The organism is Ruminococcus sp. 1001136sp1 (assembly GCF_039841815.1).
In the GTDB taxonomy this organism is placed as follows: Bacteria; Bacillota; Clostridia; order Lachnospirales; family Lachnospiraceae; genus Blautia_A; species Blautia_A faecis.
The window spans coordinates 16,651-41,586 of the sequence record NZ_JBDPGY010000015.1 but is presented as its reverse complement, the minus strand read 5'-3'; the positions used below and the strand labels follow the sequence as shown (position 1 = coordinate 41,586).

Below are 24,936 nucleotides of genomic sequence, written 5' to 3'. Positions count from 1 at the left end.
TACACCGCAGGCGCTTATCAAACTTTTCTATGCAAAAAGGCACAAAAGGGATGTCTCTGACACCCCTGCTGTACAGTTATTTTCACAGCATTCTGCAAGTATTTTCAAACAGGCTCCAGAGCCTGTTTTCTTTGCAATTTAATGCTGGATTTCCAACAATTTATTCTTCAAGTCTTCTTCCATCTTGCGCATTTCCAGTTCTGCCTGGGCTCTCTTGGCGCGGCCCTCTTTCTGAATATTCATGACATCATCCAAAGTAGCGATCAGCTCCTGATTGGTCTGCTTCAGAGTCTCAATATCCACGATTCCGCGCTCAGATTCCCTGGCAGTCTCTGTGGATGCAAGGTGAAGTGCCTCCGCATTTTTCTTCAAAAGTTCATTTGTCAGGTCTGTTACCTGGCGCTGGGCCTGGGCTGCTTCTGTGGAATGGGCGATTCCAAGTGCCAGCACCATCTGGCTCTTCCAAAGTGGAATGGTATTTACAATGGTTGTCTGGATTTTTTCTACCATAAGGGTGTCATTGTTCTGCACCAGACGAATCTGCGGTGCTGTCTGCAGGGAAATGGTTCTGGTCAGTTCCAGATCATGCAGCTTCTTCTCGAAACGATTGCACTTACTGTCCAGATCCTTGGCTTCCTGCGCATCCTCCGGAAGTCCGCTGACTGCTGCTTTTGCCTCCAGATCTTTTAATTTTCCCTCCCGTACTTCCTGCAGCTTCTGTTTTCCTGCAAGGATGTACATGGTCAGTTCTTTATAATAGTTCAGGTTCTGAGCATACATTTTTTCCAGAACTGCGGAATCCTTCATGAGACGCATCTGGTGATCCTGAAGGGAGGTAGTGATCTTCTGCACATTTACCTCAGCCTTGGCGTAGCGGTTCTTCATATTTTCAATCTTGCTGCCCTGTTTCTTGAAAAAGCCAAGAAAGCCTTTCTCCTCCTCAGCAGCATCAAAATCGCGAAGCTCGCCTACCACCTGGGTGATCAGCTCTCCAACCTCACCCAGATCCTGTGTCCGTACATTTTCAAGAGCTGCATCGGAAAAATCAGCCATTTTCTTCTGGGTTCCGGCACCGTACTGGAGGATCTGGTTAGTATTCTCAATGTCAATTTTCTTAGCAAAGCTGTCTACCATCTGCTGTTCTTCCGGGGAGAGAACGGTCTGTTCCATTTCCTTTTTCACAGCTTCGGCTTCCGGCTCTGCTGCAATCTCTGCCTTTGGCTCTCCCAAATCCGGTTCTAATGTAAGTGTAGGTGCGTTATCTTCAAAACCTGTAAATTCGTTTCCCATAGCATCCTCCTTGTGTATAGGTCTGCCCATATTTATCAGCAGCCTTCAGTTTGGCATTTTCGTTATTTTTATAACACGCTCTAACCCCGCTGCAAATCTTATCTTTTCATATACTTAACATTCCGCACACTGCTAGAGCCTGTTTTTTCAGCCTCTTTTCTCATACGGGTAAGCTCGTCCTCAGTCAGCCCTTCCTGTGCCAAAACTGTATTCAGAACAGAAATATCACTGGATACATCCATAGCCGTGTCTTCAAATATGGAATCCAGAAGCTTCTCAAAAGCCACATTCAGCGTATCAATAGTCTCTTCGATTTCTTTCTTGGAAGAAGTAATATTCTCTCCCTGAACCGGCTGGCTGTCCATTTCTTCATATGCATTCAAAAGCTTCACAGTCATAGGAAGATAATAATCCATAAGGCGGTTCAAATCCGGAATAATCTCCGGATGAGCCTTGGCGCGTTCAAAAATCTTCGCTATGATCAGCTCCATACGGGAGATTTTTCTGGAAATCTCTTCTCCTGGAATGGCATCATTGCTGCGGTGGATTTTATCAAGAAAGTCATTTCCCTTATCCAGAACCTGCCGGACTTCCGGGGAAAGTCTGATTCTTTCCGCAGCATCCCGTTCTGCTTCCACACACGCCCGGGCATCTGCCTGTTCATGCTGGTTAAATTTCTGCCTTTCTTTTTCCTCTGCCTGCTGACGAAGCGCTGCCTCCTGGCGTGCACGCTCTTCATCCTGCTGATGATCTCTTTCTTCCAGCCGCTTCTGAGTGCTTACATATTGGTCGTAAGTCTCATTGCTTGTGATCAGGCAGGTTTCCTGTTTATCAACATGTCCCTGAAGGAACCAGCCTTTGCTTATCATACGTTTGATATCTTTTTTTACAAATTTCACCGGCTTGCCGACTGCCTGTGCCAGCTGCTGGAAATTGCAGTAGGTGTGAGTGCCAAGAGCCTTGATATACTTGTTTCGGCGGCTTAAACTGGTAAGACTGCTGCAGCCCTGGCCGAGAAGAATACCTCCGCCGACCGTAAATGCCGCCAGCACTGCCGAAATTCCAAGCATTACACTGCTGCTAAAGCCAGCTCCAATTCCACCAACTACCATTGTAGCAATTCCAAATACTCCAGTAAGAATCCCACCAAACACTGTCTTCAGAATTCCCCCGACCTTGATTCCATTCGTCGGTAAATACAATGCCAGATCCGAATTCTGGTGATTGGTATCCTGCCTGCCTGTACCATTTCTCTGGAAATTTCCATTACGCGAATCATTCCCTTTCGCATCGGCATATCCTTGATAACCAGTTCCATGATCCTCCCCGGTACTCCGGTTTTTCTTTCCATCCTTCTGAAAATCCCAGGACCGATTCTCTCTGTAATCATAAGAACTGCCGCTGCGGTAATTGGTATATTTCCCACTGCCCACAGTATTATTAAGCGCATCCCGAAGGGCATCACTCCCATTATCAATAGCCTTATTCAGCGCCTGATTAATACTCTGGCTCAGTTTCTGGTAATTTTTTTCATTTACTGCACTGTCAATGATGCTCTGGATCTTATCTCCAAGTTCATCAAATTCGTTATATCCCATCTTTTCCTCCGGATATTTTATTTCACAACGCTTGTTTTATCATTATACAAAAATCCCCCTCAAAAAACAAGACACCATAAAATATAAACACATTATACTTTTTGTAACCTTTTTCACAGGAAAATCACTTAAAAAATCTGCTTTTCCCATTGAATTTCACACGTAAAAGTTTTACAATAGTAAAAACATTGGGGATTCACAATAAGAATCTCCCCCCAAAAACCACGCTAGGAGGAAATTGTTATGGAAAAAAAGAACATTGACTGGGGCAACCTGGGCTTTGGTTATTTAAAAACAGACTACCGTTATGTATCCAATTATAAAGACGGCAAGTGGGATGAGGGAGGCCTTACCACAGATGATATGGTTACCATCAGTGAGTGTGCAGGTGTCCTTCAGTATGCACAGACTGTTTTTGAGGGTATGAAAGCATATACTACAGAAGACGGACATATCGTTACTTTCCGTCCTGACCTGAACGGTGAGCGTATGGAGCATTCCGCCGCAAGACTGGAAATGCCTGTATTCCCGAAAGACCGTTTTGTTGACGCAGTTGTTCAGACAATTAAAGCAAATGCAGCATATGTTCCGCCATATGGTTCTGGTGCTACTTTATATGTACGTCCGTACATGTTCGGAAGCGACGCTGTTATCGGTGTAAAACCTGCCAGCGAGTATCAGTTCCGTGTATTCACCACACCTGTCGGACCATACTTCAAAGGCGGCGCTAAGCCGATCACAATCCGTGTCAGCGACTTTGACCGTGCTGCACCAAATGGTACCGGTCATATCAAAGCTGGTCTTAACTACGCAATGAGCCTTCATGCGATCGTTGACGCTCATAAGAACGGATTCGATGAGAACATGTATCTTGATTCCAAAACTCGTACCAAGGTTGAGGAGACAGGCGGAGCAAACTTCTTATTCGTAACAAAAGACGGCAAGGTTGTTACTCCGAAGTCTGACAGTATCCTTCCATCCATCACACGTCGTTCTCTGATCTACGTTGCGAAAGAGTACCTTGGACTTGAGGCTGAGGAAAGAGAAGTATACTTCGACGAAGTGAAGGATTTCGCAGAGTGCGGTCTTTGCGGTACTGCTGCTGTTATCTCTCCTGTTGGAAAGATCGTGGACCACGGCAAAGAGATCTGCTTCCCAAGCGGCATGAACGAGATGGGACCGATCACCAAGAAGCTGTATGAAACCCTTACCGGAATCCAGATGGGACGCATCCAGGCTCCAGAGGGATGGCTGAAGGTTATTGAGTAATTTCTTAAGCTTCCCATTTTTCGTATTTTTTTCAAACACACTCTGCACAGCATATAACAAAAATCAGTTCTGTCGTGATGGCAGAACTGATTTTTTTGAAAAACACATTATATGATACCAGTGTCAAAAGATCAAAAAGCTGTTCGTGCTTGCACGATAAAGCTTTTGAACTTGGGACACGCCAAATATGAGAAAATAGCGATTTACGCAGTAAATCAGCGGATTTCGAATATTTGGAGGATTGCGGGAGCAGCGTAGCTGCGTAGCAATCCGGGTATCAAATGAGTGTCAAAAGACCTTTTGACACTCATATCATTATATTTTCCCGCTTATTTATTTCTTTCATATCTCACAAACTTATATTCCAGATCAAAATATGTCTGCTCTTCGCTCTCTGCTGCCACATGCCACTGTGGATCTTCATCCAGATTCGGAAAATAACTGTCTGCAATATAGGCGAAATCGATCTTGGTCACTTGAGCAGCATCGCAATAAGGAAGAAGCTGCTTATAGATAGTGTCGCCGCCGATGCAGTATACATCTTCTGCCGGATACTTTTTCAATTCTTCCATAAGCTCTTCAATAGAATGAACGATTATGGCATCTTTCACCTTGTAATTCTCATTTCTGGTAAGAACGATGTTTATGCGGTTTTTAAGAGGAAGCCCTCCTGGGAAACTCTCCAGGTTCTTTCTTCCCATAACACAAACCTTGCCAGTGGTCTCCTGACGAAACATTTTCATATCCGCCGGAATGCTTACAAGAAGCTTATTGTCTTTTCCAATTCCCCAGTTTTTGTCAGCAGCTACTATTATTTTCATTTCTTATAATCTCCTTTATACGAACTTAGTACTATGGCTTTGGAACCCTTTCCCATTTACTCCATGTTTAAATGGCAATCGGAATATTTTTAATCTGAGGCCAGGTCTGATAATTCTCCACGATCAGATCATCCGTGGTAAAATCATAGAAATTCTTCACATTCGGATTCAGTTTCACAGTCGGTGCCGGATAAGGTGTCCTGGAAATCAGCTCCTTGATAACCGGAACATGTCTGTCATAAATATGACAATCCGCGATCACATGTACCAGCTCACCGGCTTCCATGTCACAGCATTGTGCGATCATCATAAGAAGAAGGGAGTACTGGCATACATTCCAGTTATTTGCAGCCAGGATATCCTGGGAGCGCTGGTTCAAAATGGCATTTAAAGTCAGCTTGTCCTTTCCAGGCTCCTTTGTTACATTGAAGGTCATAGAGTAAGCACATGGGTAAAGATTCATCTCATGAAGATCTTCATGCACATAAATATTGGTCATAATACGACGGCTGTATGGATTATTCTTCAGATCATAAAGAACACGGTCTACCTGATCCATCATGCCTTCTTTGTACTGATGCTTCACACCCAGCTGATAACCATACGCTTTTCCAATGGAGCCATTCTCGTCAGCCCAGCTATCCCAGATATGGCTGTGAAGGTCATGAATGTTGTTTGATTTCTTCTGCCAGATCCAGAGGATCTCATCCATAGCGCTCTTTAATGCGGTCTTGCGAAGGGTCAGCGCTGGAAATTCCTTTCTCAGATCATAACGGTTCACAACACCAAAACGTTTGATCGTATAAGCAGAAGTGCCATCCTCCCACACTGGCCGGACCTTCTCCCCTTCTGTACTGGTTCCGTTCTCAATTACGTCTTTACACATATCTATAAAAATATGATCAGCTAAACTCATACCTGTCTTTTTCCTCCTGGTCTCCATTATGCGTTCTTTATAGCAACACGATACCTGGCTGCCAGAGTCTCTCCACACCAAGTATCTCGCTGCTTTTCATACTTCAACAATTTTAGCATAGATTCCTGTAAATAACAAGTTCTTTGCCCTCCTGTCTCCCTTCTGCTTGCTCTGGTTTTATTGTTTTTTCAAAGCCTTGTCAAATCACCTTTTTCTTTACAATCTTATTTTCCCGTGTTATAGTAAACCCCATGAAGAAAATTTTAATCCATTTACTGAAACCTCTTTCTTTTCTTCCTGCAATTCTGATGATGTATCTGATTTATTCATTTTCAGCCCAGACAGGGGAGGTGTCCGGAGCCCTAAGCTATGAAGTCAGCTACCAGATTGTGGAAACCAAGAATGAAGTTCTCAACGAAAACAAAACTTATGACGAGCTCGCCTATTCTGCCAGCTCCATCGAATTTTATGTGCGAAAAGCAGCTCACATGACAGAGTACTGTCTGCTTGCCATTGCCATTTCTTTCCCACTTTATGTTTACGGAGTAAGAGGTATCTGGCTGATCCTGCTGGCAGGCGCCATATGCGTAGGCTTCGCAGGCTTTGATGAATACCACCAGTCCTTTGTGGCAGACCGCGGACCTTCTGTACGTGATGTGGGAATCGACAGCATCGGAGTCACAGCGGGAATCCTGTTGGTGCAGGCATTCTGCTGGTCCACTCTACATAACCCAAGCGGGAAACGCAGGCGCAGGAAACGGCGCTAGAGCGTGTATTTCAACAAAAAACAGACTTCTGATTGATTATCACTCATTCGGAAGTCTGTTTATTTTTTTTATATTTAGTATTGTATTCGTAATTTCGTGCTGTTATAATCATAAAACGCAAAAGTAACCGCCCGGTCTGCAAACTAGTACATCGTTCTCGAAATAACTACACCACTCATTTTTCATACATATATTAGCACTATCTAATATATCAATTTCTTTTCAAAAAACAATACTCTCTATTCTTCATCCTCTGTCGCATCCCCTAACTGGCTAACCAGATTAGCGCGGTCAGCAATAGACATTTTCTTATTCAAGGATGAAGTACTTTCCATTTTAGATTCAACTGTCCTTGAAGTTTCTGTCTCAGAAGCCTGTGCTTCACTTTCTGCATTCGGCTCCTTCTGAATCTTGCCAGCCTTTATGCTGCCGCGGATTCCATTGATCACGAAAGCCACGCCAAGCACAATAAAAATCACTCCCGCAACCATAAAGCCAGGACTGCTGCCCTCAGCACCATTTATTACATTCTGGCAAAGTGAAACACCCAGATAAGCCACATAAACCCCTGCCAGAATCATAACCAGGCAGGTTCTCATAGGCATAGCAGACTTCCCATTTCTGGCTTTCTGCTTCTCATTTACATCAGTCTCTTCCAGATTCTTATTTTCCATATTCATCCCCCTTATGAAATAGCAAACTGACTCTCATACAGATTCGCATAGAAGCCCTTCTTCGCCAGCAATTCCTCATGTCTGCCCTGCTCGATAATATTTCCGTCCTTCATGACCAGGATCAGATCTGCCTCCTGAATAGTGGAAAGACGATGTGCTACAATAAAGCTGGTTCTTCCTTCCATCAACTCTGCAAAAGCCTTCTGCACCTTCACCTCAGTACGGGTATCAATGGAAGAAGTGGCCTCATCCAGGATCAACATAGCCGGGTGCATCAGCATAACCCTTGCAATGCAAAGAAGCTGCTTCTGTCCCTGGGAAATATTTCCGCCTCCCTCTGAAATCACGGTATCATAGCCGTTTGGCATACGCTTGATAAAACTGTGGGCATGTGCATGCTTAGCTGCCTCCATAACCTCTTCCAAAGTCGCATCCGGCTTTCCATAGGCAATGTTCTCGCGGATGGTTCCTGCCTTCAGCCAGGTCTCCTGAAGCACCATACCAAAGTTTCGTCTCAGGCTGTCTCTTGTCAGCTCTCTTACCGGATAACCGCTTACCTTAATCTGTCCCTTATCTACATCATAGAATCTCATAAGAAGGTTGATCATAGTGGTCTTACCGCATCCGGTAGGTCCGACGATGGCGATCCTCTGTCCAGGTTTTACGTCAATGGAAATATCAGTAAGAAGCGGAACTTCTTTTCTGTAAGAAAAGGAAACACTCTCCACGCTTACACGGCCGTCTGCTTTCTCCAGCTCCCAAGCATCTGGCGCATCTGGCTCCTGTGCCGGTGTATCAATAAAGTCAAAGAGACGTTTTGCACATGCCAGCGCATTCTCCAGCTCTGTGATAACGCCGGAAATCTCATTAAACGGCTTGGTATACTGATTTGCATAGTTCAGGAAGCTGGTCAGCTGTCCCACAGTCATACCGCCCTTAATTACTGTAAATGCACCAAAAATTCCAACTGCTGTGTAAACAAGACCATTTACAAAGCGTGTGGATGGGTTTGTAATAGAGGAAAAGAAAATCGCTTTGATTCCGCAGACGCGAAGCTCTTCATTTACTTTTCCAAACCTTTCATTAGCTCTCTCCTCATAGGAAAAAGCCTGCACGATCTTCTGATTTCCAACAAGCTCTTCCACAATAGAAGTCATCTCCGCTCTCTTCTCGGACTGCTCCTGAAACATGCGGAAGGTTCTGCCTGCGATAAAGCTTGCCACGAACAGGGAAATCGGAGTGAGCAAAATAACGATCACTGTGATCTTCACACTGATGGAAAGCATAAATCCAATGGTTCCAAAGATGGTCAGCACACCGGTAAACAGCTGGGTAAAGCCCATAAGGAGACCATCTGAAAACTGACTGACATCAGAAACAATACGGCTTAAAATATCTCCTGGCTGATTGGCATCTATATAAGATACCGGCACCTCCTGAAGATGGGCAAACGCCTGGCTTCGCACATCCTGCACCACGCTGTAGGTAACCTGATTGGTAAGAAGGTTCATCACCCACTGGGAAACTGCATTTCCCACAACGATCACAGCCAGAGCTCCAAGCACCTTCAAAAGTCCGGCTGTATTTACATTTCCCGGACCTACGATATTATCTACACCATTACCAATCAGAATGGGTGTATACAGGGTAAATCCAACGGTGACAAGCGCTGTCAGAAGCATAATGATAATTTTTGCTTTGTAAGGACTGATAAATTTCAGTACCCTCTTCATAGTCTCTTTATTCCTTCCCATCAGCGGTTCACCTCCTGTTCGGAAAGCTGTGACAGGCAGATTTCTCTGTAGACCTCACAGGATTCCATAAGCTCTTTGTGTGTTCCCACACCAGCCAGCTCACCATCATCCAGAACCAGGATCTTATCTGCCTGCTTGATGGAGGTTGCTCTCTGGGAAACGATAAACACAGTCATTCCCTTTGTCTGCTCATGAATGGCATGACGAAGAGCCGCATCTGTGGCAAAGTCAAGGGCAGAAGCACTGTCATCCATGATCAGGATCTCCGGATCTCCCACCAGTGCTCTTGCTATGGTAAGACGCTGGCGCTGTCCGCCGGAAAGATTGGCGCCGCCCTGACTTACCATGGTATTTAAGCCCTCCGGCTTACTTTTTACAAAACCACTTGCCTGCGCAATGGAAAGAGCCCGTTGGATTTCTTCTTCGGAAGCGTCCTCTTTGCCCCATTTCATATTGTCACGGATGGTTCCCTTAAACAGAACTGCCTGTTGTGGTACCATCCCCACCTTTTTACGAAGCTGTGAAAATGGATATTCTTTTACATTATTTCCATCAATTACCACATTACCGGAAGTTACGTCATAGAAGCGTGGGATCAGATTGACCAGAGTGGATTTACCACATCCGGTACCACCAATGATACCGATGGTCTCACCTGGTTTTGCCGTAAAGGAAATATGGGAAAGCGCCGGCTCCTTGCTGCCTGCATAGGTAAAGCTCACATCTTCAAAGACAACTCTTGCAGCGCCTGCATTTTCTTTCTGAACACTATTGCCCTGATCCGTGAGAGACGGCTGTGTATCCAGCACCTCATTCAGACGCACACCGGAAGCCATAGCCTTTGTCACTGCCACGATCAGGTTTGCAAGAGCGATCAGTGCGATCAGGATCTGGTTCATATAGTTTACAAGGGCAACCACTTCCCCCTGTGTAAGAATACCCACAGACACTTCCTTGCTTCCATACCAGAGGATTCCGATAATGGCAAAGTTCATGATAACCGTAGTGGCAGGATTCAGAAGTGCGGAAATTTTTCCCGCTCTTACCTGCACCTTAGTGTAATCGTCGTTTACTTCTGAAAATTCTTTATATTCTTCCTGCTGTCTTCCAAAAGCCCTTACTACTCTGGCACCCACATGATTCTCTCTGGTGATCAGGGAAATCCTGTCCAGGAATGACTGAGCCTTTTTGTAAATTGGCACTGTTGTGCGCATAATTCCGTAAATTACAATGGAGATCACCGGAACCGCAATCAGGAAGATCAGGCCAATCTTCACATCAATGGTAAAGGACATGATCACTGCACCCACAACAATAAAAGGGGAACGAAGGAACAGACGCAGCACCATGTTCACACCAGTCTGTGCCTGATTCACATCATTGGTGATCCTTGTCACAAGGGTAGGAGTTCCAAGCATATCCAGTTCTCTGTAAGAAAGTCTGCTGATATGGGAAAAAAGCTCCTTGCGAAGGGCAGTGCTGAATCCCATGGCTGCCTTTGCAGAAAAATACTGTGCAGTCAGAGAACATGCAAGGCCGATCACTCCAAGCAGTACCATGATCACACACTGGTGCCAGATATAGACATTGTCCTGATTCTTAATGCCGATATCCATGATTCTGGCAACAACCAGAGGCACGATCAGCTCAAAGGTGGCCTCCAGCATTTTGAACAAAGGAGCCAGAAAACTTTCTTTCTCATAGCCCTTCAAAAATCTGATCAGTCTCTTCATCTTACTTCTTATTCTCCTGGATTCGTCCGTATAATCTGGTCATGGCGTTAATTCTGTGAATGATCTCATCCGTAAGCTGACCTCTTGTAAGACGCCATTTCCAGTTGTCTCCCAAAGTAGAAGGCGTATTCATTCTCGCTTCATTTCCAAGACAGAGATAATCCTGCAAAGGTACTACGCACACTTCTGCTACTGAGGACTGTGCCGCCCGGATAAGCCCCCATACACATTCATCTGTGTCTTTCTCCTCACAGGCTGTGTACTGGTTCACATAGGCTCTGTTTGACTGGGTAAGGTTCCCAAGCCAGCCCTTCGTAGTCTCATTGTCGTGGGTTCCAGTGTATACAATGCAGTTTTTGTCATATCGGAAAGGAAGATATACGCTCTCGCCGCTTTCATCAAAGGCAAACTGAAGCACCTTCATACCCGGATATCCGGATTCTGCCAGAAGCTCCCTGACGCTGTCTGTAAGGAATCCCAGATCCTCTGCGATCACATCCAGATCCTTAATTTTCTCCTCCAGGACCTTGAACAGTTCTATTCCAGGACCTTTTTCCCACTTTCCATTCTCAGCGGTCTCATCTCCATAGGGAACTGACCAGTACTCGTCAAAACCGCGGAAATGATCGATCCGGACCTTGTCGTACAGCTTCATACAGTGAGTCATACGAAGGATCCACCAGTTATAACCTGTTTTCTTATGATATTCCCAATTATAAAGTGGATTTCCCCACAGCTGACCAGTTGCGGAAAAAGCGTCTGGAGGACATCCTGCCACTGCTGCCGGTGTAGCCTCCTCATCAAACTGGAACAGATCCGGGTTCGCCCATGCATCTGCGCCATCAAAAGCCACATAAATAGGAAGATCACCGATGATCTTAATACCTCTGTCATTTGCATATTTCTTCAGCCGGCCCCACTGGCGGTAGAACCAGAACTGCTGAAAGGCATAGAAGCTGATATCCTCCTTCAGCTCCTCTCTTGCCTTAGCAAGCGCCTCCGGCTTACGTGTCTTTAAGTCCTCCGGCCACTGATTCCAGGAAATTCCCTCCAGGCTGTCCTTTACTGCCATATAAAGACAATAATCTGCAAGCCAGAAGCCCTGCTCTTTCTCAAAGGCTTCCATCTCCTCACGGATCAGCTGAAGCTCCTTTTCTTTCCCATCCATCTGGTAAAAACGTCTGTAAGCCTTCCGAAGAAGGGAAAATCTGGAAAGATAAACCTTCTCATAGTCCACATAGCTTTTGCTGCCGCCCCAGTCACATTCTGCACATTCTGCTGCTGTGAGAAGGTCTCTCTGGATCAATTCCTCCAAATCAATGAAATAAGGATTTCCTGCAAATGTGGAAAAAGACTGGTAAGGGGAATCCCCGTATCCGGTAGGTCCAAGTGGCAGGATCTGCCAGTATTTCTGACCCGCTTCTGCAAGCTGATCTACAAAAGCGTAAGCTTCTTTAGAAAAACATCCGATTCCATAGTTGGAAGGGATACTGGATATAGGCAATAAAATACCGCTGGCTCTCATCATATGTTCCTCCTGTCTGGTTCAATAACCATTATCTGCTTATTATACCGCTATCATGCATAATCGGTCAACAGAATAAAACAGCTTCGCAAATTTTATCCTGCTTTCGTTGCTGCTCAAAAAAACAGGCACCCGGAAAAATTCCGAATGCCTGTCATTTTCTTCTGCATCACATTTAAGTAATACCAAAAGACTTATATTCTTTTGACTTGATTATTTCTTACTTGTATAACCGAAGAAGAAGTATCCAAGTGGTGTGTAGTACATGCCGTCAATGTCTGGATTGAGCATATATGGCTGTGTATAGAAGTAGATCGGAGCAAGTACGCTGTCCTGTCCAATGAGGATATCCTCAGCTTCGTGGAATGCTTTCATACGCTCTTCCGGATCAGAAGTAGCTTTTGCTGCATCGATAGCTGCATCATAGTCTGGGTTAGAGTACTGAGCGTCGTTGTTACCGCCGTCTGTGTACCACATATCCAGGAATGAGCAAGGATCGTTGTAGTCTGCGATCCAGCCGTTACGGGCGATCTGGAAGTTACCATCTTTTCTGTTCTGAAGGAATACGTTCCAATCCTGGTTGTTCAAGTTAACAGTTACACCAAGCTCTGTCTGCCACATGTTCTGAAGAGCCTCACCGATCTTCTTGTGGTTATCAGCTGTGTTGTACAGATACTCTACAGTCGGGAAGCCTTCGCCGTTCGGATAACCAGCGTCTGCAAGAAGCTGACGGGCCTCTTCGCAGTTAGCCTCATAATCCTCATCGGAAATGCTGTAGTAAGAACCGCCTACTGTACGGAAGTCATCACTACCAGCACCAGCTGCATCATTTACACCGTTCGGTACATATCCGTCAGCCGGAACCTCACCAGCCTGAGAAACGTTCTCTACGATGTAGTTACGGTCGATTACAAGTGAGAACGCTTTACGGATGTTAGGGTCAGAGAAAACTTCGTCCTCTGTGTTGAAGCATACATAGTAGGTTCCAAGATAGTCACCAATCTCAAGCTCGCCAGAAGCAAGGTAGGTCGGGATCTCGTCTACAGGAAGGTTCTCGATGAAATCAAGCTCTCCGTTGTTGTAACCTTTGAGCATTGCGTTGTTGTCATCAAGAAGTGTAAACTTGATAGTATCCGGTCCAAGATTCTCATAGTCATAGTAGTTCTCGTTTTTCTCCATGGAGATGTAAGCATTGTGAGACCACTCTGTCATTTTGTATGGTCCATTGCCAATGTATGTGCTTGGATCAAATGTCCAGTTGTCACTGCTCTCTACCATATCCTGACGAACCGGGAAGGTTGCCGGGAATGCCATGATTTCTTCGAAATACGGGCAGTCATAGGTAAGATCGATCTGAAGAGTCTGATCATCAACTGCTGTAATTCCAAGAGTGCTTGGATCCGCACTTCCGTCAGCAACTGCGTCATATCCTTTTACCATGTCGATCATGTAGCAGTAATCTGCTGCTGTCTCAGGATTTGCTAGACGCTGCCATGCATAAACGAAGTCACCAGCTGTTACAGCCTGTCCATCAGACCATTTGATTCCGTCACGAAGTTTAACAGTGTAAGTAACTGTACCATCTTCGTTCTCGGCCTTTTCCCAGGACTCAGCCTGTCCAGGAGCTGTGACAGCATTTCCTTCACCATCATTTACCCATTTAGCCAGACCTTCGAACATATGGTTGCACATGATAGCTCCATCAACTGCAGAGTTCAGTGCAGGGTCAATTGTCTGTGGTTCAGATGCGATACAAAGGTTCAGGTTGAATCCTTCGTCAGATGCTGTATCCTCGGCGAATACAGGAGTTGCTGCCATGCTTAATACCATAGCTGCAGTCAGTGCCATAGACATAAATTTTCTTCTCATTACATTTCCTCCTTTATGCTTTTTTGCGCCGCATGAGAGATGAGAATCGACGCTTGTATTCATCAGCTCTTCCGTGAAGAAGAACGAAATACCTAAACTTCCTTTATTTGTCCAGCAAATGGCAGGCTGCCCAGTGGCCCGGCTCATGCTCTCTGAACACAGGAGTTACCTGGCTGCACTTTTCAGTGGCATATGGACATCTGGTGTGGAAACGGCATCCGCTTGGCGGATTCATAGGACTTGGCACGTCTCCTTCCAGAATAATACGCTTTCTTGTCCGGCTCAGCTTTGGATCCGGAACCGGAACTGCGGAAAGCAGGGTCTGTGTATATGGATGGATCGGATGTCTGTTCAGCTCATAGCTCTCGCCCAACTCAACAAGAGAGCCAAGATACATAACACCGATTCTGTTGGAAATATGACGGACAACGGAAAGATCATGGGCAATGAACAGATAAGTCAGACCCATCTGCTCCTGCATGTCCTCCAGCATGTTTACCACCTGTGACTGGATAGAAACATCCAATGCGGAAATCGGCTCGTCACAGACGATGAACTCCGGTTTTACTGCAAGGGCGCGGGCAATACCAACACGCTGCTGCTGACCGCCGGAAAACTCATGTGGATAACGGTTTGCATGCTCTGTATTTAATCCAACCTGCGCCAGCAGCTCTTTGATCATGTCAGCGCGGTCTTTCTTACTCGCTGCAAGCTTGTGGATATCAATGGCCTCTCCAATGATCTCACCAACTGTCATTCGAGGATCCAGGGAAGCGGACGGATCCTGGAAAATGATCTGCATTTTTCTTCTGTAGGGAAGCATTTTGGCAGCTTTGGCTTTTCCAAGAGGTTTGCCGTCTTTATCCAGAGGATTGTCGTAAATGGTTTCGCCATCATAAATAATCTTTCCTCCGGTTGGCTCATAAAGGCGAAGAATCGTTCTTCCCAGTGTGGTCTTTCCACATCCGGACTCTCCTACAAGACCGAGTGTTTCACCTTTTTTGATATAAAGGGAAACATCCTGTACAGCCTGTACCCCCGGACCTTTTATGCCATTTACCGGAAAATATTTTCGTAAATTCTCAATTTCAAGAAGCTTCTTTTCTTCTGCCATTTATTTCTCCTCCTTGTTCATAAGCTCCTGAACCCGAAGCCAGCAGGCGGAACGATGTTTCTCGCCCACTTCCACGTAAGGAGGCATTTTCTTCAGACAGATCTTCATGCAATGCTCACAACGTGGAGCAAACGGACATCCTTCCGGCGGATTCAGCATATCAACCGGGGTTCCCTCGATTGGGATCAGTCTTTCATAGCTCTCGGCATCAACACGGGGCATGGAACGAAGAAGACCCTTTGTATATGGATGTGCAGGCTCGTAGAAAATGTCATCTACAGGTCCCTGCTCCACAATTTTACCTGCATACATAACGGATACCTTGTCACAGATATCTGCCACAACACCAAGGTTGTGTGTGATGAAAATGATTCCCATTCCGGTCTTTTTCTGAAGATCCTTCATCAAGTCAAGGATCTGTGCCTGAATGGTAACATCAAGGGCTGTGGTCGGCTCATCTGCGATCAGAAGCTGCGGATGGCAGATCAGTCCCATAGCGATCATGACACGCTGTCGCATACCGCCGGAAAACTCGTGTGGATACTGCTTCATACGCTTCTCCACATTATTGATTCCAACCAGTTCCATCATTTCCATGGCACGTTTCTGGGCTTCTTCTTTGCTGATTTTCTTATCATGGGCACGAAGAGCTTCCACAAGCTGATTTCCGATGGTGTAAACCGGATTCAGACAGGTCATGGGATTCTGGAAAATCATAGCTACTTTGTTTCCGCGGAACGCAGTCATCTCTTCCTTGGAAAAAGAAAGGACATCTTTTCCCTCGAAGGTAATGGAGCCTCCGATAACTTTACCTGGGGACTGAAGAAGCCCCATAATAGAATATGCCTCCTGGCTCTTTCCAGAACCAGATTCTCCAACAACTCCCATAACTTCGCCATAATCAAGGTCATAGGAGATACCGCCAACGGCTTTTACCTCGCCGGCCGGGGTAAAGAAGGAGACTTTCAGGTCTTTTACTTCCAGCAATTTATTTTTCTGTTCAGACATTGTTCTCCTCCTCTCTTATTTCTTCAGCTTCGGATCAAGAGCATCGCGAAGTCCATCGCCAAACAGGTTGAATGCAAGGATCATAATGCTCAGGATCACGGAAGGTACGATCAGTCTGTAAGTATAAGTGTACATACCGCTAAGTGCGTCTGTTGCCATGGATCCAAGGCTTGGAAGAGGTGCAGAAACACCAACTCCAAGGTAGGATAAGAAGGATTCCAGGAAAATTGCAGACGGTATCTGCAGGCAGGTAGTAACAACGATCTGTCCGATACAGTTTGGAAGCAGATGACGGCGGATGATTCTGCCGCCAGATGCACCAAGAGCTCTTGCTGCGGTTACATATTCCTGCTGTTTCAGCTGAAGTACCTGGCCACGGATAATACGACTCATGGTAACCCAGTATAACAGACCAAATGCAATAAACATGGAGATCAGGTTCGGTCCAAGTACATTGACAAAGGATTTCATAGGACTGGTTCCTGATGAATTCACATAGTCAGTAAGGATTGGTTTCAGTGCAGTTGCGATCAAAAGGACAACCAGCATCTCCGGAACTGCATAAATAAGTTCAACAATACGCTGCATCACTGCGTCCACCTTGCCGCCACAGTAACCGGAAATAGCACCATAAAGGGCGCCGATCACCAGTACCAGGATAGCTGCGAATACGCCGACAGACATGGAAACACGGGCACCATACATAACACGGACCAGAATATCACGGCCATACATGTCAGTACCAAATACATGAGGGAATACTTTTTCCCCATTTGCCTTGCGCTCAAGCTCTGCCTGGGAATAACCGAAAATATGCTTCTTGATTCCAAGCTCCTTGCGGATGGAATCCTCATCTACGCTCTGCTCCTCAGAAGAATCTTCTGAAGGTTTTGCAGCGACTTTTGCTTTTGCACGGATAACTGCTTCATCTTTCTTTGTAAATTTCTCGCCCTTTTTCTCAGCTTCTGCTTTCGCCTGGGCGATCATTTCATCTACATCCACTACATCGGACTGGGTTCTGGAAGCGATCTCGTCGTTCACACGCTGGGTGTCCTCCAGTGTGTAGTGATAGGGATAAAGGTTCTCAGCACCTTTGTTAAACTCGTCATAACCATATGGGATCAGAAGCGGGCCCACAAAGGCAAATAAAAACAGGAATACGATCACACCAAGTGCAACCATAGCCACCACATTTTTCTTTAATCTTCTCCAGGCATCTTTCCAGTAGGAAACACTCTGGCGGTCCTGAATAAAATCATCCTTCTCCTGTCTGGACGCAGATGCAAAATCATCCGGACTTAAATCCTGAAGGAGGTTCTCAATATCCGGCTGAAGACTCACCGGACATTTCTTAATCTTCTTATCTTCTGCCACGATCATTCTCCTCCTTTCGCAAGGCTGATTCTCGGGTCAGCAACCTTATAAAGGAGGTCTACAACCAGGTTCATCAGAATAATAAATGCTGCCAGGAAAATGGTAGTTCCCATAATAACCGGATAATCACGGTTCTGGATGGACTGTACGAAGTAACGTCCAAGTCCTGGAATTGAGAATACGCTCTCTACAACAAAACCACCACAAAGAGTAAAGGCCACCTGCGGTCCTAAGTATGTAATAACCGGAATCAGTGCATTTCTAAGAGCATGCTTGAAAATAATCTTTTTGTTCTTCAGACCTTTGGCGCGGGCTGTCTTAATGTACTCCTGGCTTAAGGAATCCAGCATGGCAGAACGTGTCTGACGTGCTGTATAGCACATTGGGTAAAAGCCCAGGGCAAAGCATGGCAGTACATAGGCGCGCCATCCCTGCGACGGATCAAAAATAGACGGAAACAGATTCAGTGCATTGTTTCCAGTCAGGGTTACCAGAAGAACAGATGCCACAACGAAGCTTGGCATGGAGATTCCAAGTGTACAGATCACACGAAGAATGCTGTCTGTCAGCTTGCCTCTCTTAAATGCGGCAAGACAGCCAAGAGGTACACCCACCAGAATCGCCCATGCAAGTGCAAGTGCACCTACCTTGGCAGATACCGGGAACATATCCACGATAATGTCAAGAACTGCACGGTTCTTCTGCATCTTAAGTGATACACCGAAGTCACCGTGAAGAATATTTTTCAGATACATAAACAACTGTACATAGACCGGCTTATCCAGTCCATATTTGGCATTCAGCGCAGCCAGTGTGGTCTCAGAAGGTGTTTTTTCACTGAGCCATGGGCTTCCAGGTACAGCATTCATCAGCAGGAAGGTAAGACAGGCTACCAGAAAGATAGTCAGAATCGCCATTCCAAGTCTTTTTGCAAAATACTTTCCCATTTTTCCTCCTTATTTTTTCCGGTCGAAAACATTTATTTCGGTTTCCTTTATGAGCGATGCCGTCAAAAACGCCACACCCATATCAGACTGATTTCTGACCAGAGTTCATTTTTATAATATATGAAAAAAATTATAGCATTTCAATTCGCTTTATTCAAGTAACATTTTAAACTTTAGAACGGTGACGGTGCAATTTTTTAAGCTTGTACTATTTTTCAGTGCTATTATGGTATATTTTTTGTGTATTTTATACAAAGACATTTGTTTGTTTCACAAGCGCAGATTGTTTATCATAACTCTACAGCATGTTTAAAAAAAACTTTTGAGCCTGTTTTAAAAATCATTCCTGTAATCTGTACAGGACCAATCTATTTTCCAATTCAAAAAAGAAGGATACCAGCTTGGCATCCTTCTCTCTCAATTCTTACCAGTTCCCCTTTTGCTTCATCCGGCTCCGTATCTTTGCCGCAGCTCATAAGAAAAGCCACACCCAGAAGAACCAGCAGCAGAATCCAGCCTTTTTTTCTCATATAGTTCTCCATTTCACACTGTATTTCTGTGAGTATGTGCAAAATAGAGCATATTATGCATAATGGACGTGTTTTCTCAAAAACCCTTTTTCTTTATATAGAAGGCAATGTCATGATAAACCCGCTTCCGGTCTGTCTCATTCAGAATTTCGTGGCGCATTCCCGGATACAGCTTGCCTTTCACGTCTACATAACCGGCGCGCCGCATATCCTGCACTGCTTTTGCAAAATGACGCACGTTGATCATACAGGGATCATCAGAACCACTGACAAAAAGCACGGGCATTTTCGGTCTGGTGCAGTGCCAGTGCTTTACATCGTAAGCACGCTTCATCAGCTCAAAAAGTGCCAGATAGCCATCATCTGTAAACGTAAAGCCACAAAGTTCAGAATCGGAGTATTCCTGAGCTGCTGCCTTATTGGCACAGATCCAGGAAGTACAGTTTTTGTCCTTGCGGAAGCGCATCACATTTCCGGCAAAGGAAAGGGTTTCGATAACTTTACTCTTGTGAGCTGGTCCAAACACAGCACTTTCCATATGGGCAATTGCTTCTCCAAGAGATCTTGCCCCATTCTTGCTTGGAGAACCACAAACGATCAGCATGTCCATGCAGTCATCATGATCTCTTGCAAAAGCGCGCACGGCCAGCGAACCCATACTATGCCCGAATAAGATCAATGGCAGATCCGGAAGCTGCTGGTGCATTTCCCGGTTCACCACCTCAATGTCCTTGAGGATCGCATCCGCGCCGCCGCCATACATATATCCCAGGTCATCCAGCGCCCGCACACTTTTCCCATGGCCACGGTGATCGTGGATCACGCATACATAGCCTTTTTTAGCCATGTATTCCATAAAGGGAAGATAGCGCTCCTTGTATTCGCTCATCCCATGAACAAGCTGCAGGATTCCTTTGTACGGTGTCTCATCCGGAACCACTGCCAGAACGGAAATATCAAGTCCATCCGCCTCTGATTCTATATAAGCTTCATACTTTGCACCCATAGTTTTTCCGCCTTTCTTCTTTTTTATTATCTTAACATAAATACCCGGTATCCGTAAAGTTACTGGTTACTGTTCGCGACCTGACTAGTAACGTTCCGCGAGGTGTTTTTTGTGAACAAAGTTCACAGAAAACCCGAGAATTAAGTTTGCGCAGCAAACACTACTTCTTGTGCTTGTCACAAGAAGGTTCGTTTTTCTGTGCATCGCGAAGCACGTTACTGTGAACGAAGTGAGCAGTAACACTCTGTAAATACTTTGACACTCTTCCAAGAGTATACTATAATAAAAAAGATGTCACACAGATTTATATGTGAAATTTTTACAGACGGTCAATTTATGAAATTATAATATCATAGACATCACCAGAGCATGTTTGAAAAAGGCTTTCTGCAAGATGTACGTCACGATTTGTGGAAGATTTTGTCCGGATGAGGACGCTGTAGTGGGCTACGTAGGCCGAATTCGGGCGAAATATACCGCAAGTGGGGCGTGCAGATTGCGGGAATGATCTTTCAAACAGGCTCTAAACCTAACAAGGAGGAAACATGGAAGAAAAACAACTAAATATGCCAGATGAACACCCTGTTCCGAAGAAAAAAAGAAAAGGAAAGGCCGGACGCATTCTGCTTCTGCTTATTCTTATCCTTGTCGCCGGCGCAGCCATTGGCTACTATTTCTACGAACGCAGCCAGCCAGCCAAAGAATTGGATAAATATCTTACCGGCATCCAGAGCCTTGATTTCGACACAATGGAAAGTATGCTCCAGAGCGCCGATCTTTCCGCTCTTGACAATGCAGATGTGCGAAACGCCACCTACGAAAGCTTCTTCAAATCCATCAACGCCAAAATGACCTGGAAGATCACAAAGACACGTTTCAGTTTTCAAGACGGCACTGCAGAAGTCACTGCGCGGATCCGCTATGTAGACGGATCTGACATCTACCGTGAAACTGTAACCGAATTCCTTCGTCAGATCGTTTCCAGCGCCTTTTCCGGAGAAAGTCTTACAGAACAGGAAACCCAGGACAAGCTTGCTGCTATTTTAATAGAAAAAGCCTCCAGCCTGGAAGACAAATTCAGTGAAACAGACATTGTTTATCCTATGATCAAAGTAAACGGCCAATGGAAGGTTACAGCTCTTGATGATGAAACAGTAAAGATCATGTCCGCCAATTTCAAAAGTGTAGAGGATGAGATCAGCCAGACACTGGCGGCTTCCGATTCCACAGCGGAGGGAACCGATGGTCCAGCTGATTCTGCAGACCAGACGCCGGCCACATCCGCTGGAACCATTGATCTTTCCAACCAGCGTTTCTCTATCCACTATACCAGAAATGTAGTTTCCACAGACTTTGGCGGTGAGCCCTGTCTTCTCGTCTACTACGACTACACAAATAACGGAGAAAGTTCTTCCAGTGCTATGGTAGATGTAAATCTTACCGCTTATCAGAATGATGCGGCTCTTGAAGCAGCTATTCCGGCAAACAGTGATGAGGCTGTTGATGCATTTATGAAAGAAATCCAGCCTGGAGAAACGGTAAATGTATGTCAGGCTTTTTCCCTTAATGATATGAGCCCGGTTACCTTGCATGCTTCAGACGCATTTGGTCTGGATACTGGAATTACAGCAGCACAGACATTAAATCTCCAGTAAAAGAAGCAACCAGCACATCACCATATGGGAAGCACAATGAAATCTTTTATACGCGAAAGTTCCGTTTAAGGCTTTCGCGTATTTTTATGTCTCTCTTTGCAGTTTCAGACAGTCCCCCTGTTTTTTGCTGCTAAAATTCCATCTTTTACCACATTTTATACAGGCTTTTTCGTATAATTTCCACGATAAAAAGAAACACTATAGTTACGAAAGGATGGTGACTTATGGAAAATAAATTTTTAAATTGTTTCTGTCTGACTCTTACAATAATCGGCGCTGTCAACTGGGGACTGATCGGGTTCTTCAACTTTAACCTGGTAGCTCTCATCTTTGGCAGTATGAGCTGGATTTCCAGAATCATCTACGCACTGGTCGGACTTTCGGGTCTGTATCTGCTCAGTTTCTATGGAACGCTCTGCTCCAATGAAAATAATGCGTCATAAGTTAAAAAAAGCCAGGAAACTTAATTCCTGGCTTTTAAAGAGCGATAGACGGGGCTCGAACCCGCGGTCTCGACCTTGGCAAGGTCGCGCGTTACCAACTACGCCACTATCGCACAAGCGGGTGATGGGAATCGAACCCACGTATCCAGCTTGGAAGGCTGGTGTTCTACCATTGAACTACACCCGCACATCATATTCAGATGTGTTTACCTGACATTTGTCAGAAGAGCGATAGACGGGGCTCGAACCCGCGGTCTCGACCTTGGCAAGGTCGCGCGTTACCAACTACGCCACTATCGCATAAGCGGGTGATGGGAATCGAACCCACGTATCCAGCTTGGAAGGCTGGTGTTCTACCATTGAACTACACCCGCACATTTGTGCTTGTCCGTCACAACGAAGATTAGTATATCTGATGTTGGAATATTTGTCAACAACTTTTTTGAAATTTTTTAATTTTTTCTTTTGTTTCTAAGATTGATGCAATATTGCTTGTCTGTTAAAGCATGTTTGAAAAAGGCTTTCTGCAAGATGTACGTCACAATTTGTGGGAGATTTTGCCCGGATGAAAGAGCCATAGCGGGCTACGACAACTGAATTCGGGCGAAATATACCGCAAAGTGGGGCGTGCAGATTGGGGAATGATTTTTCAAACATGCTCTGGAGCAGTCAACAGTTACACGGTTCACCATATTCAAAGCGATGCATGTTACCAGATTCACACTACGACTTTCTGTTTTTCCAGAAATGATATTTTCTAAAACACCACCGTGCCTGCTCTGTTAACTGCCATTTTCACTTTATTCCGTTAATTTTCCCAATCCCAGACATTGGAAGCTTCCACATGTGTACGCGGTTTCTTGATCACCAGCTCTGGACTCTTCGCACTTACCTTGGAGTTTGCAGGAATCGATTCTGTGATAAATGTGTTTCCGCCGATGATCGTATTCTCCCCAATCACAGTTTCTCCACCAAGTACAGAAGAATTGGAATAAATGGTTACATTATCTTCAATAGTAGGATGACGCTTCACACCAGAAAGCTGCTGTCCTTTTCTTGTAGAAAGCGCGCCAAGGGTAACTCCCTGATACAGCTTCACATTATTCCCAATAGTAGTCGTTTCACCGATTACTACGCCAGTGCCATGGTCAATAAAGAAATATTCCCCAATCGTAGCACCTGGGTTAATATCGATTCCTGTGTGGTCATGAGCATACTCTGTCATAATCCTTGGAATAAACGGAACCTCCTCCAGATAAAGGATGTGTGCCAGACGATACACATAAATTGCCAGAAATCCCGGATAGGAGAAAATAATCTCCTCTTTACTCTTCGCAGCCGGGTCACCATCAAAACCAGCCTGCACATCTTTCAGCAGCATCTCCTGCACTTCCGGAAGCTGCTCAAAAAATCTGGAGGTTATCTGTGCTGCCTTGCCGCATGCACTGGGCATATCCTCGCCAATATACAGAAAAGCCGTCTCGATCTGTGCCTGCATACGGTCAAACAGGTCATTGAGCAGATATCCGGTATAATGTTCCGGAAAAACAGCTGCTCCCGAATCAATATCGAAATATCCCGGAAAAATAACTGATCTCATTTCTTTCACAATATTAATAATCGCTGCACGGACTGGCAGATGTCTTCCGCTCTTTGTCAGAAACAGCTCTTCCTTACGGTAATTGGCAGTCAGACGTTCTACTGCATTCTCTATGGATGTCTTTTTGTCACTCATAACTGGTCTCCTCGTATTTTGCTTTCCTTTCATATTATTACACTATTCTTTTTACGTCAATAAAAAAAAGATTGACCTTTATCCAATCCCCCGATATAATGGAGAATGTCATGGAGATGTACCCAAGTGGCTGAAGGGTCCGCACTCGAAATGCGGTAGGCCGGGTAACCGGTGCGAGGGTTCAAATCCCTCCATCTCCGTTTCATAATTGTTTTCGTACAAATTTTATTAATTTTGCCTTGACAACTGTTCCTTTTGTATGTATAATTGCAACAGAAGCAAAACATAGGGGATTGGTCAAATGGTATGATAGGGGTCTCCAAAACCTTTGGTGGGAGTTCGATTCTCTCATCCCCTGTTTTCTTAAAAAGTCTGAGTCTTTTCAAGACACTCAGATTTTTTTTATTTTAATAACTTCAGAACTTCTGACAATATTTTGGTTGCACCGCCTCTAAAATCTTCCGTTTCAAATACAGCAGGTGTCTGCCATAGAAACAGATCATAATTCCAGTTTGGATATTCTTGTCTCAAGAAACCTTGATTCCGGTAACATGGAAACCGGTATTCCGGAGCGGAAACCATCATTGATTGGCTTGATTAAACCCCATAAGAAATCGAACGAATGTCAAGCCCAGAGCCGCTTTGCGGGGCATAAGCCGGCTTTACATTTGTGAGATTTCTTGTATTTTTCATAATTGCCAATCGGTTTCCTTATCACCGGACTGCATGGACACCGATACTGGAATATTCACAGTTATTTACTCTCATCACTATTAACAGAAAATCCATTCCCAGAACTAAGTCCCTTAAAGAAGAAAAACGGCTACCAAAACCCATATTTGCTGAGTTTGTAGCCGTTATATCACCTTACACTATCTGATTTACTACAATTATAACAATATATACAT

Annotated in this window: 22 protein-coding genes and 6 tRNA genes; 7 read left to right on the top strand and 21 right to left on the bottom strand. The window is 45.0% G+C overall.

From position 1 onward, the window contains the following. Window positions 1-138: 138 nt before the first annotated feature. Window positions 139-1,290 carry a toxic anion resistance protein gene (locus ABHC48_RS14075; protein WP_173773358.1) on the bottom strand — a complete coding sequence of 384 codons (1,152 nt, stop codon included), beginning with the start codon at window positions 1,288-1,290 and terminating at the stop codon, window positions 139-141. Window positions 1,291-1,388: 98 nt separating this feature from the next. Continuing rightward, window positions 1,389-2,888: a 5-bromo-4-chloroindolyl phosphate hydrolysis family protein gene (locus tag ABHC48_RS14070; protein ID WP_195699917.1), complete on the bottom strand. Its 1,500-nt coding sequence runs from the start codon at window positions 2,886-2,888 to the stop codon at window positions 1,389-1,391. 243 nt (window positions 2,889-3,131) lie between these two features. Between ABHC48_RS14070 and ABHC48_RS14065 the strand changes: the two genes are divergently transcribed. Further along, a complete protein-coding gene (locus ABHC48_RS14065; protein ID WP_195699918.1) occupies window positions 3,132-4,157 on the top strand; it encodes a branched-chain amino acid aminotransferase in 1,026 nt (341 codons plus the stop codon). A 329-nt stretch (window positions 4,158-4,486) separates the two neighbouring features. Here the strand turns inward: ABHC48_RS14065 and ABHC48_RS14060 are convergent, their stop codons facing one another. Together ABHC48_RS14060 and thyA are read right to left on the bottom strand one after the other, a co-directional pair. Beyond that, on the bottom strand, window positions 4,487-4,978 hold the full coding sequence (locus tag ABHC48_RS14060) for a dihydrofolate reductase (RefSeq protein ID WP_148462787.1): 492 nt from the start codon (window positions 4,976-4,978) through the stop codon (window positions 4,487-4,489). Between the two features lie 67 nt (window positions 4,979-5,045). Further along, a complete protein-coding gene (thyA, locus tag ABHC48_RS14055; protein ID WP_118579195.1) occupies window positions 5,046-5,894 on the bottom strand; it encodes a thymidylate synthase in 849 nt (282 codons plus the stop codon). A 251-nt stretch (window positions 5,895-6,145) separates the two neighbouring features. Between thyA and ABHC48_RS14050 the strand changes: the two genes are divergently transcribed. After that, window positions 6,146-6,661, top strand: coding sequence for a VanZ family protein (locus tag ABHC48_RS14050; protein WP_118579198.1), 516 nt, complete (start codon window positions 6,146-6,148; stop codon window positions 6,659-6,661). Window positions 6,662-6,900: 239 nt separating this feature from the next. On the opposite strand, the gene ABHC48_RS14045 is transcribed toward ABHC48_RS14050, so the two are convergent. From ABHC48_RS14045 to ABHC48_RS13995, 11 genes are all read right to left on the bottom strand, one after another. Further along, a complete protein-coding gene (locus ABHC48_RS14045; RefSeq protein ID WP_195699919.1) occupies window positions 6,901-7,335 on the bottom strand; it encodes a hypothetical protein in 435 nt (144 codons plus the stop codon). Between the two features lie 11 nt (window positions 7,336-7,346). After that, complete coding sequence (locus ABHC48_RS14040) at window positions 7,347-9,089, bottom strand: ABC transporter ATP-binding protein (protein ID WP_187566229.1); 1,743 nt, start codon at window positions 9,087-9,089, stop codon at window positions 7,347-7,349. After that, window positions 9,089-10,822 carry an ABC transporter ATP-binding protein gene (locus ABHC48_RS14035; protein WP_195699920.1) on the bottom strand — a complete coding sequence of 578 codons (1,734 nt, stop codon included), beginning with the start codon at window positions 10,820-10,822 and terminating at the stop codon, window positions 9,089-9,091. Before ABHC48_RS14035 ends, ABHC48_RS14040 begins: the two co-directional genes overlap by 1 nt. 1 nt (window position 10,823) lies before the next feature. Beyond that, window positions 10,824-12,347 (bottom strand): 4-alpha-glucanotransferase, encoded by a 1,524-nt coding sequence (gene malQ, locus ABHC48_RS14030; protein WP_195699935.1) that lies wholly within the window; start codon window positions 12,345-12,347, stop codon window positions 10,824-10,826. 213 nt (window positions 12,348-12,560) lie between these two features. Further along, the gene (locus tag ABHC48_RS14025) at window positions 12,561-14,216 is read right to left on the bottom strand and encodes a peptide ABC transporter substrate-binding protein (RefSeq protein ID WP_118579210.1); all 1,656 of its coding nucleotides are present in this window, start codon (window positions 14,214-14,216) and stop codon (window positions 12,561-12,563) included. Between the two features lie 103 nt (window positions 14,217-14,319). Then, on the bottom strand, window positions 14,320-15,330 hold the full coding sequence (locus ABHC48_RS14020; protein WP_118579213.1) for an oligopeptide/dipeptide ABC transporter ATP-binding protein: 1,011 nt from the start codon (window positions 15,328-15,330) through the stop codon (window positions 14,320-14,322). Further along, entirely contained in the window at window positions 15,331-16,338 is a 1,008-nt protein-coding gene (locus ABHC48_RS14015; RefSeq protein WP_118579216.1) for an ABC transporter ATP-binding protein, read from the bottom strand. A 15-nt stretch (window positions 16,339-16,353) separates the two neighbouring features. After that, a complete protein-coding gene (locus ABHC48_RS14010) occupies window positions 16,354-17,712 on the bottom strand; it encodes an ABC transporter permease (protein ID WP_118579270.1) in 1,359 nt (452 codons plus the stop codon). 2 nt (window positions 17,713-17,714) lie between these two features. Then, the gene (locus ABHC48_RS14005; RefSeq protein WP_118579219.1) at window positions 17,715-18,659 is read right to left on the bottom strand and encodes an ABC transporter permease; all 945 of its coding nucleotides are present in this window, start codon (window positions 18,657-18,659) and stop codon (window positions 17,715-17,717) included. Between the two features lie 380 nt (window positions 18,660-19,039). Then, window positions 19,040-19,189, bottom strand: coding sequence for a hypothetical protein (locus tag ABHC48_RS14000; protein WP_173716424.1), 150 nt, complete (start codon window positions 19,187-19,189; stop codon window positions 19,040-19,042). A gap of 76 nt (window positions 19,190-19,265) precedes the next feature. Further along, entirely contained in the window at window positions 19,266-20,195 is a 930-nt protein-coding gene (locus ABHC48_RS13995; protein WP_118579222.1) for an alpha/beta hydrolase, read from the bottom strand. Between the two features lie 394 nt (window positions 20,196-20,589). On the opposite strand from ABHC48_RS13995, the gene ABHC48_RS13990 reads away from it, so the two are divergent. From ABHC48_RS13990 to ABHC48_RS13980, 3 genes are all read left to right on the top strand, one after another. Next, a complete protein-coding gene (locus ABHC48_RS13990; RefSeq protein WP_319017302.1) occupies window positions 20,590-20,703 on the top strand; it encodes a DUF6783 domain-containing protein in 114 nt (37 codons plus the stop codon). Window positions 20,704-20,740: 37 nt separating this feature from the next. Continuing rightward, window positions 20,741-21,850: a DUF5067 domain-containing protein gene (locus tag ABHC48_RS13985; protein ID WP_243284548.1), complete on the top strand. Its 1,110-nt coding sequence runs from the start codon at window positions 20,741-20,743 to the stop codon at window positions 21,848-21,850. 224 nt (window positions 21,851-22,074) lie between these two features. Next, entirely contained in the window at window positions 22,075-22,293 is a 219-nt protein-coding gene (locus tag ABHC48_RS13980; RefSeq protein ID WP_148462795.1) for a DUF378 domain-containing protein, read from the top strand. 40 nt (window positions 22,294-22,333) lie between these two features. On the opposite strand, the gene ABHC48_RS13975 is transcribed toward ABHC48_RS13980, so the two are convergent. The 6 genes from ABHC48_RS13975 to epsC all read right to left on the bottom strand — a co-directional run bounded on the left by ABHC48_RS13975 (window position 22,334) and on the right by epsC (window position 24,028). Next, a tRNA-Gly gene (locus ABHC48_RS13975) sits at window positions 22,334-22,406 on the bottom strand. A 3-nt stretch (window positions 22,407-22,409) separates the two neighbouring features. Next, window positions 22,410-22,480 (bottom strand) — tRNA-Gly (locus ABHC48_RS13970). A gap of 40 nt (window positions 22,481-22,520) precedes the next feature. Continuing rightward, window positions 22,521-22,593 (bottom strand) — tRNA-Gly (locus ABHC48_RS13965). A gap of 3 nt (window positions 22,594-22,596) precedes the next feature. After that, window positions 22,597-22,667: transfer RNA gene (locus ABHC48_RS13960), tRNA-Gly, on the bottom strand. Between the two features lie 97 nt (window positions 22,668-22,764). Then, window positions 22,765-22,950, bottom strand: a complete 186-nt coding sequence (locus tag ABHC48_RS13955) for a DUF6783 domain-containing protein (protein WP_334285804.1) — start codon at window positions 22,948-22,950, stop codon at window positions 22,765-22,767. Between the two features lie 151 nt (window positions 22,951-23,101). Next, entirely contained in the window at window positions 23,102-24,028 is a 927-nt protein-coding gene (gene epsC / locus ABHC48_RS13950) for a serine O-acetyltransferase EpsC (RefSeq protein ID WP_195699921.1), read from the bottom strand. Window positions 24,029-24,140: 112 nt separating this feature from the next. Here epsC and ABHC48_RS13945 point away from each other — a divergent pair. Together ABHC48_RS13945 and ABHC48_RS13940 are read left to right on the top strand one after the other, a co-directional pair. After that, window positions 24,141-24,228 (top strand) — tRNA-Ser (locus ABHC48_RS13945). Window positions 24,229-24,315: 87 nt separating this feature from the next. Then, window positions 24,316-24,386: transfer RNA gene (locus ABHC48_RS13940), tRNA-Trp, on the top strand. Window positions 24,387-24,936: the final 550 nt, after the last annotated feature.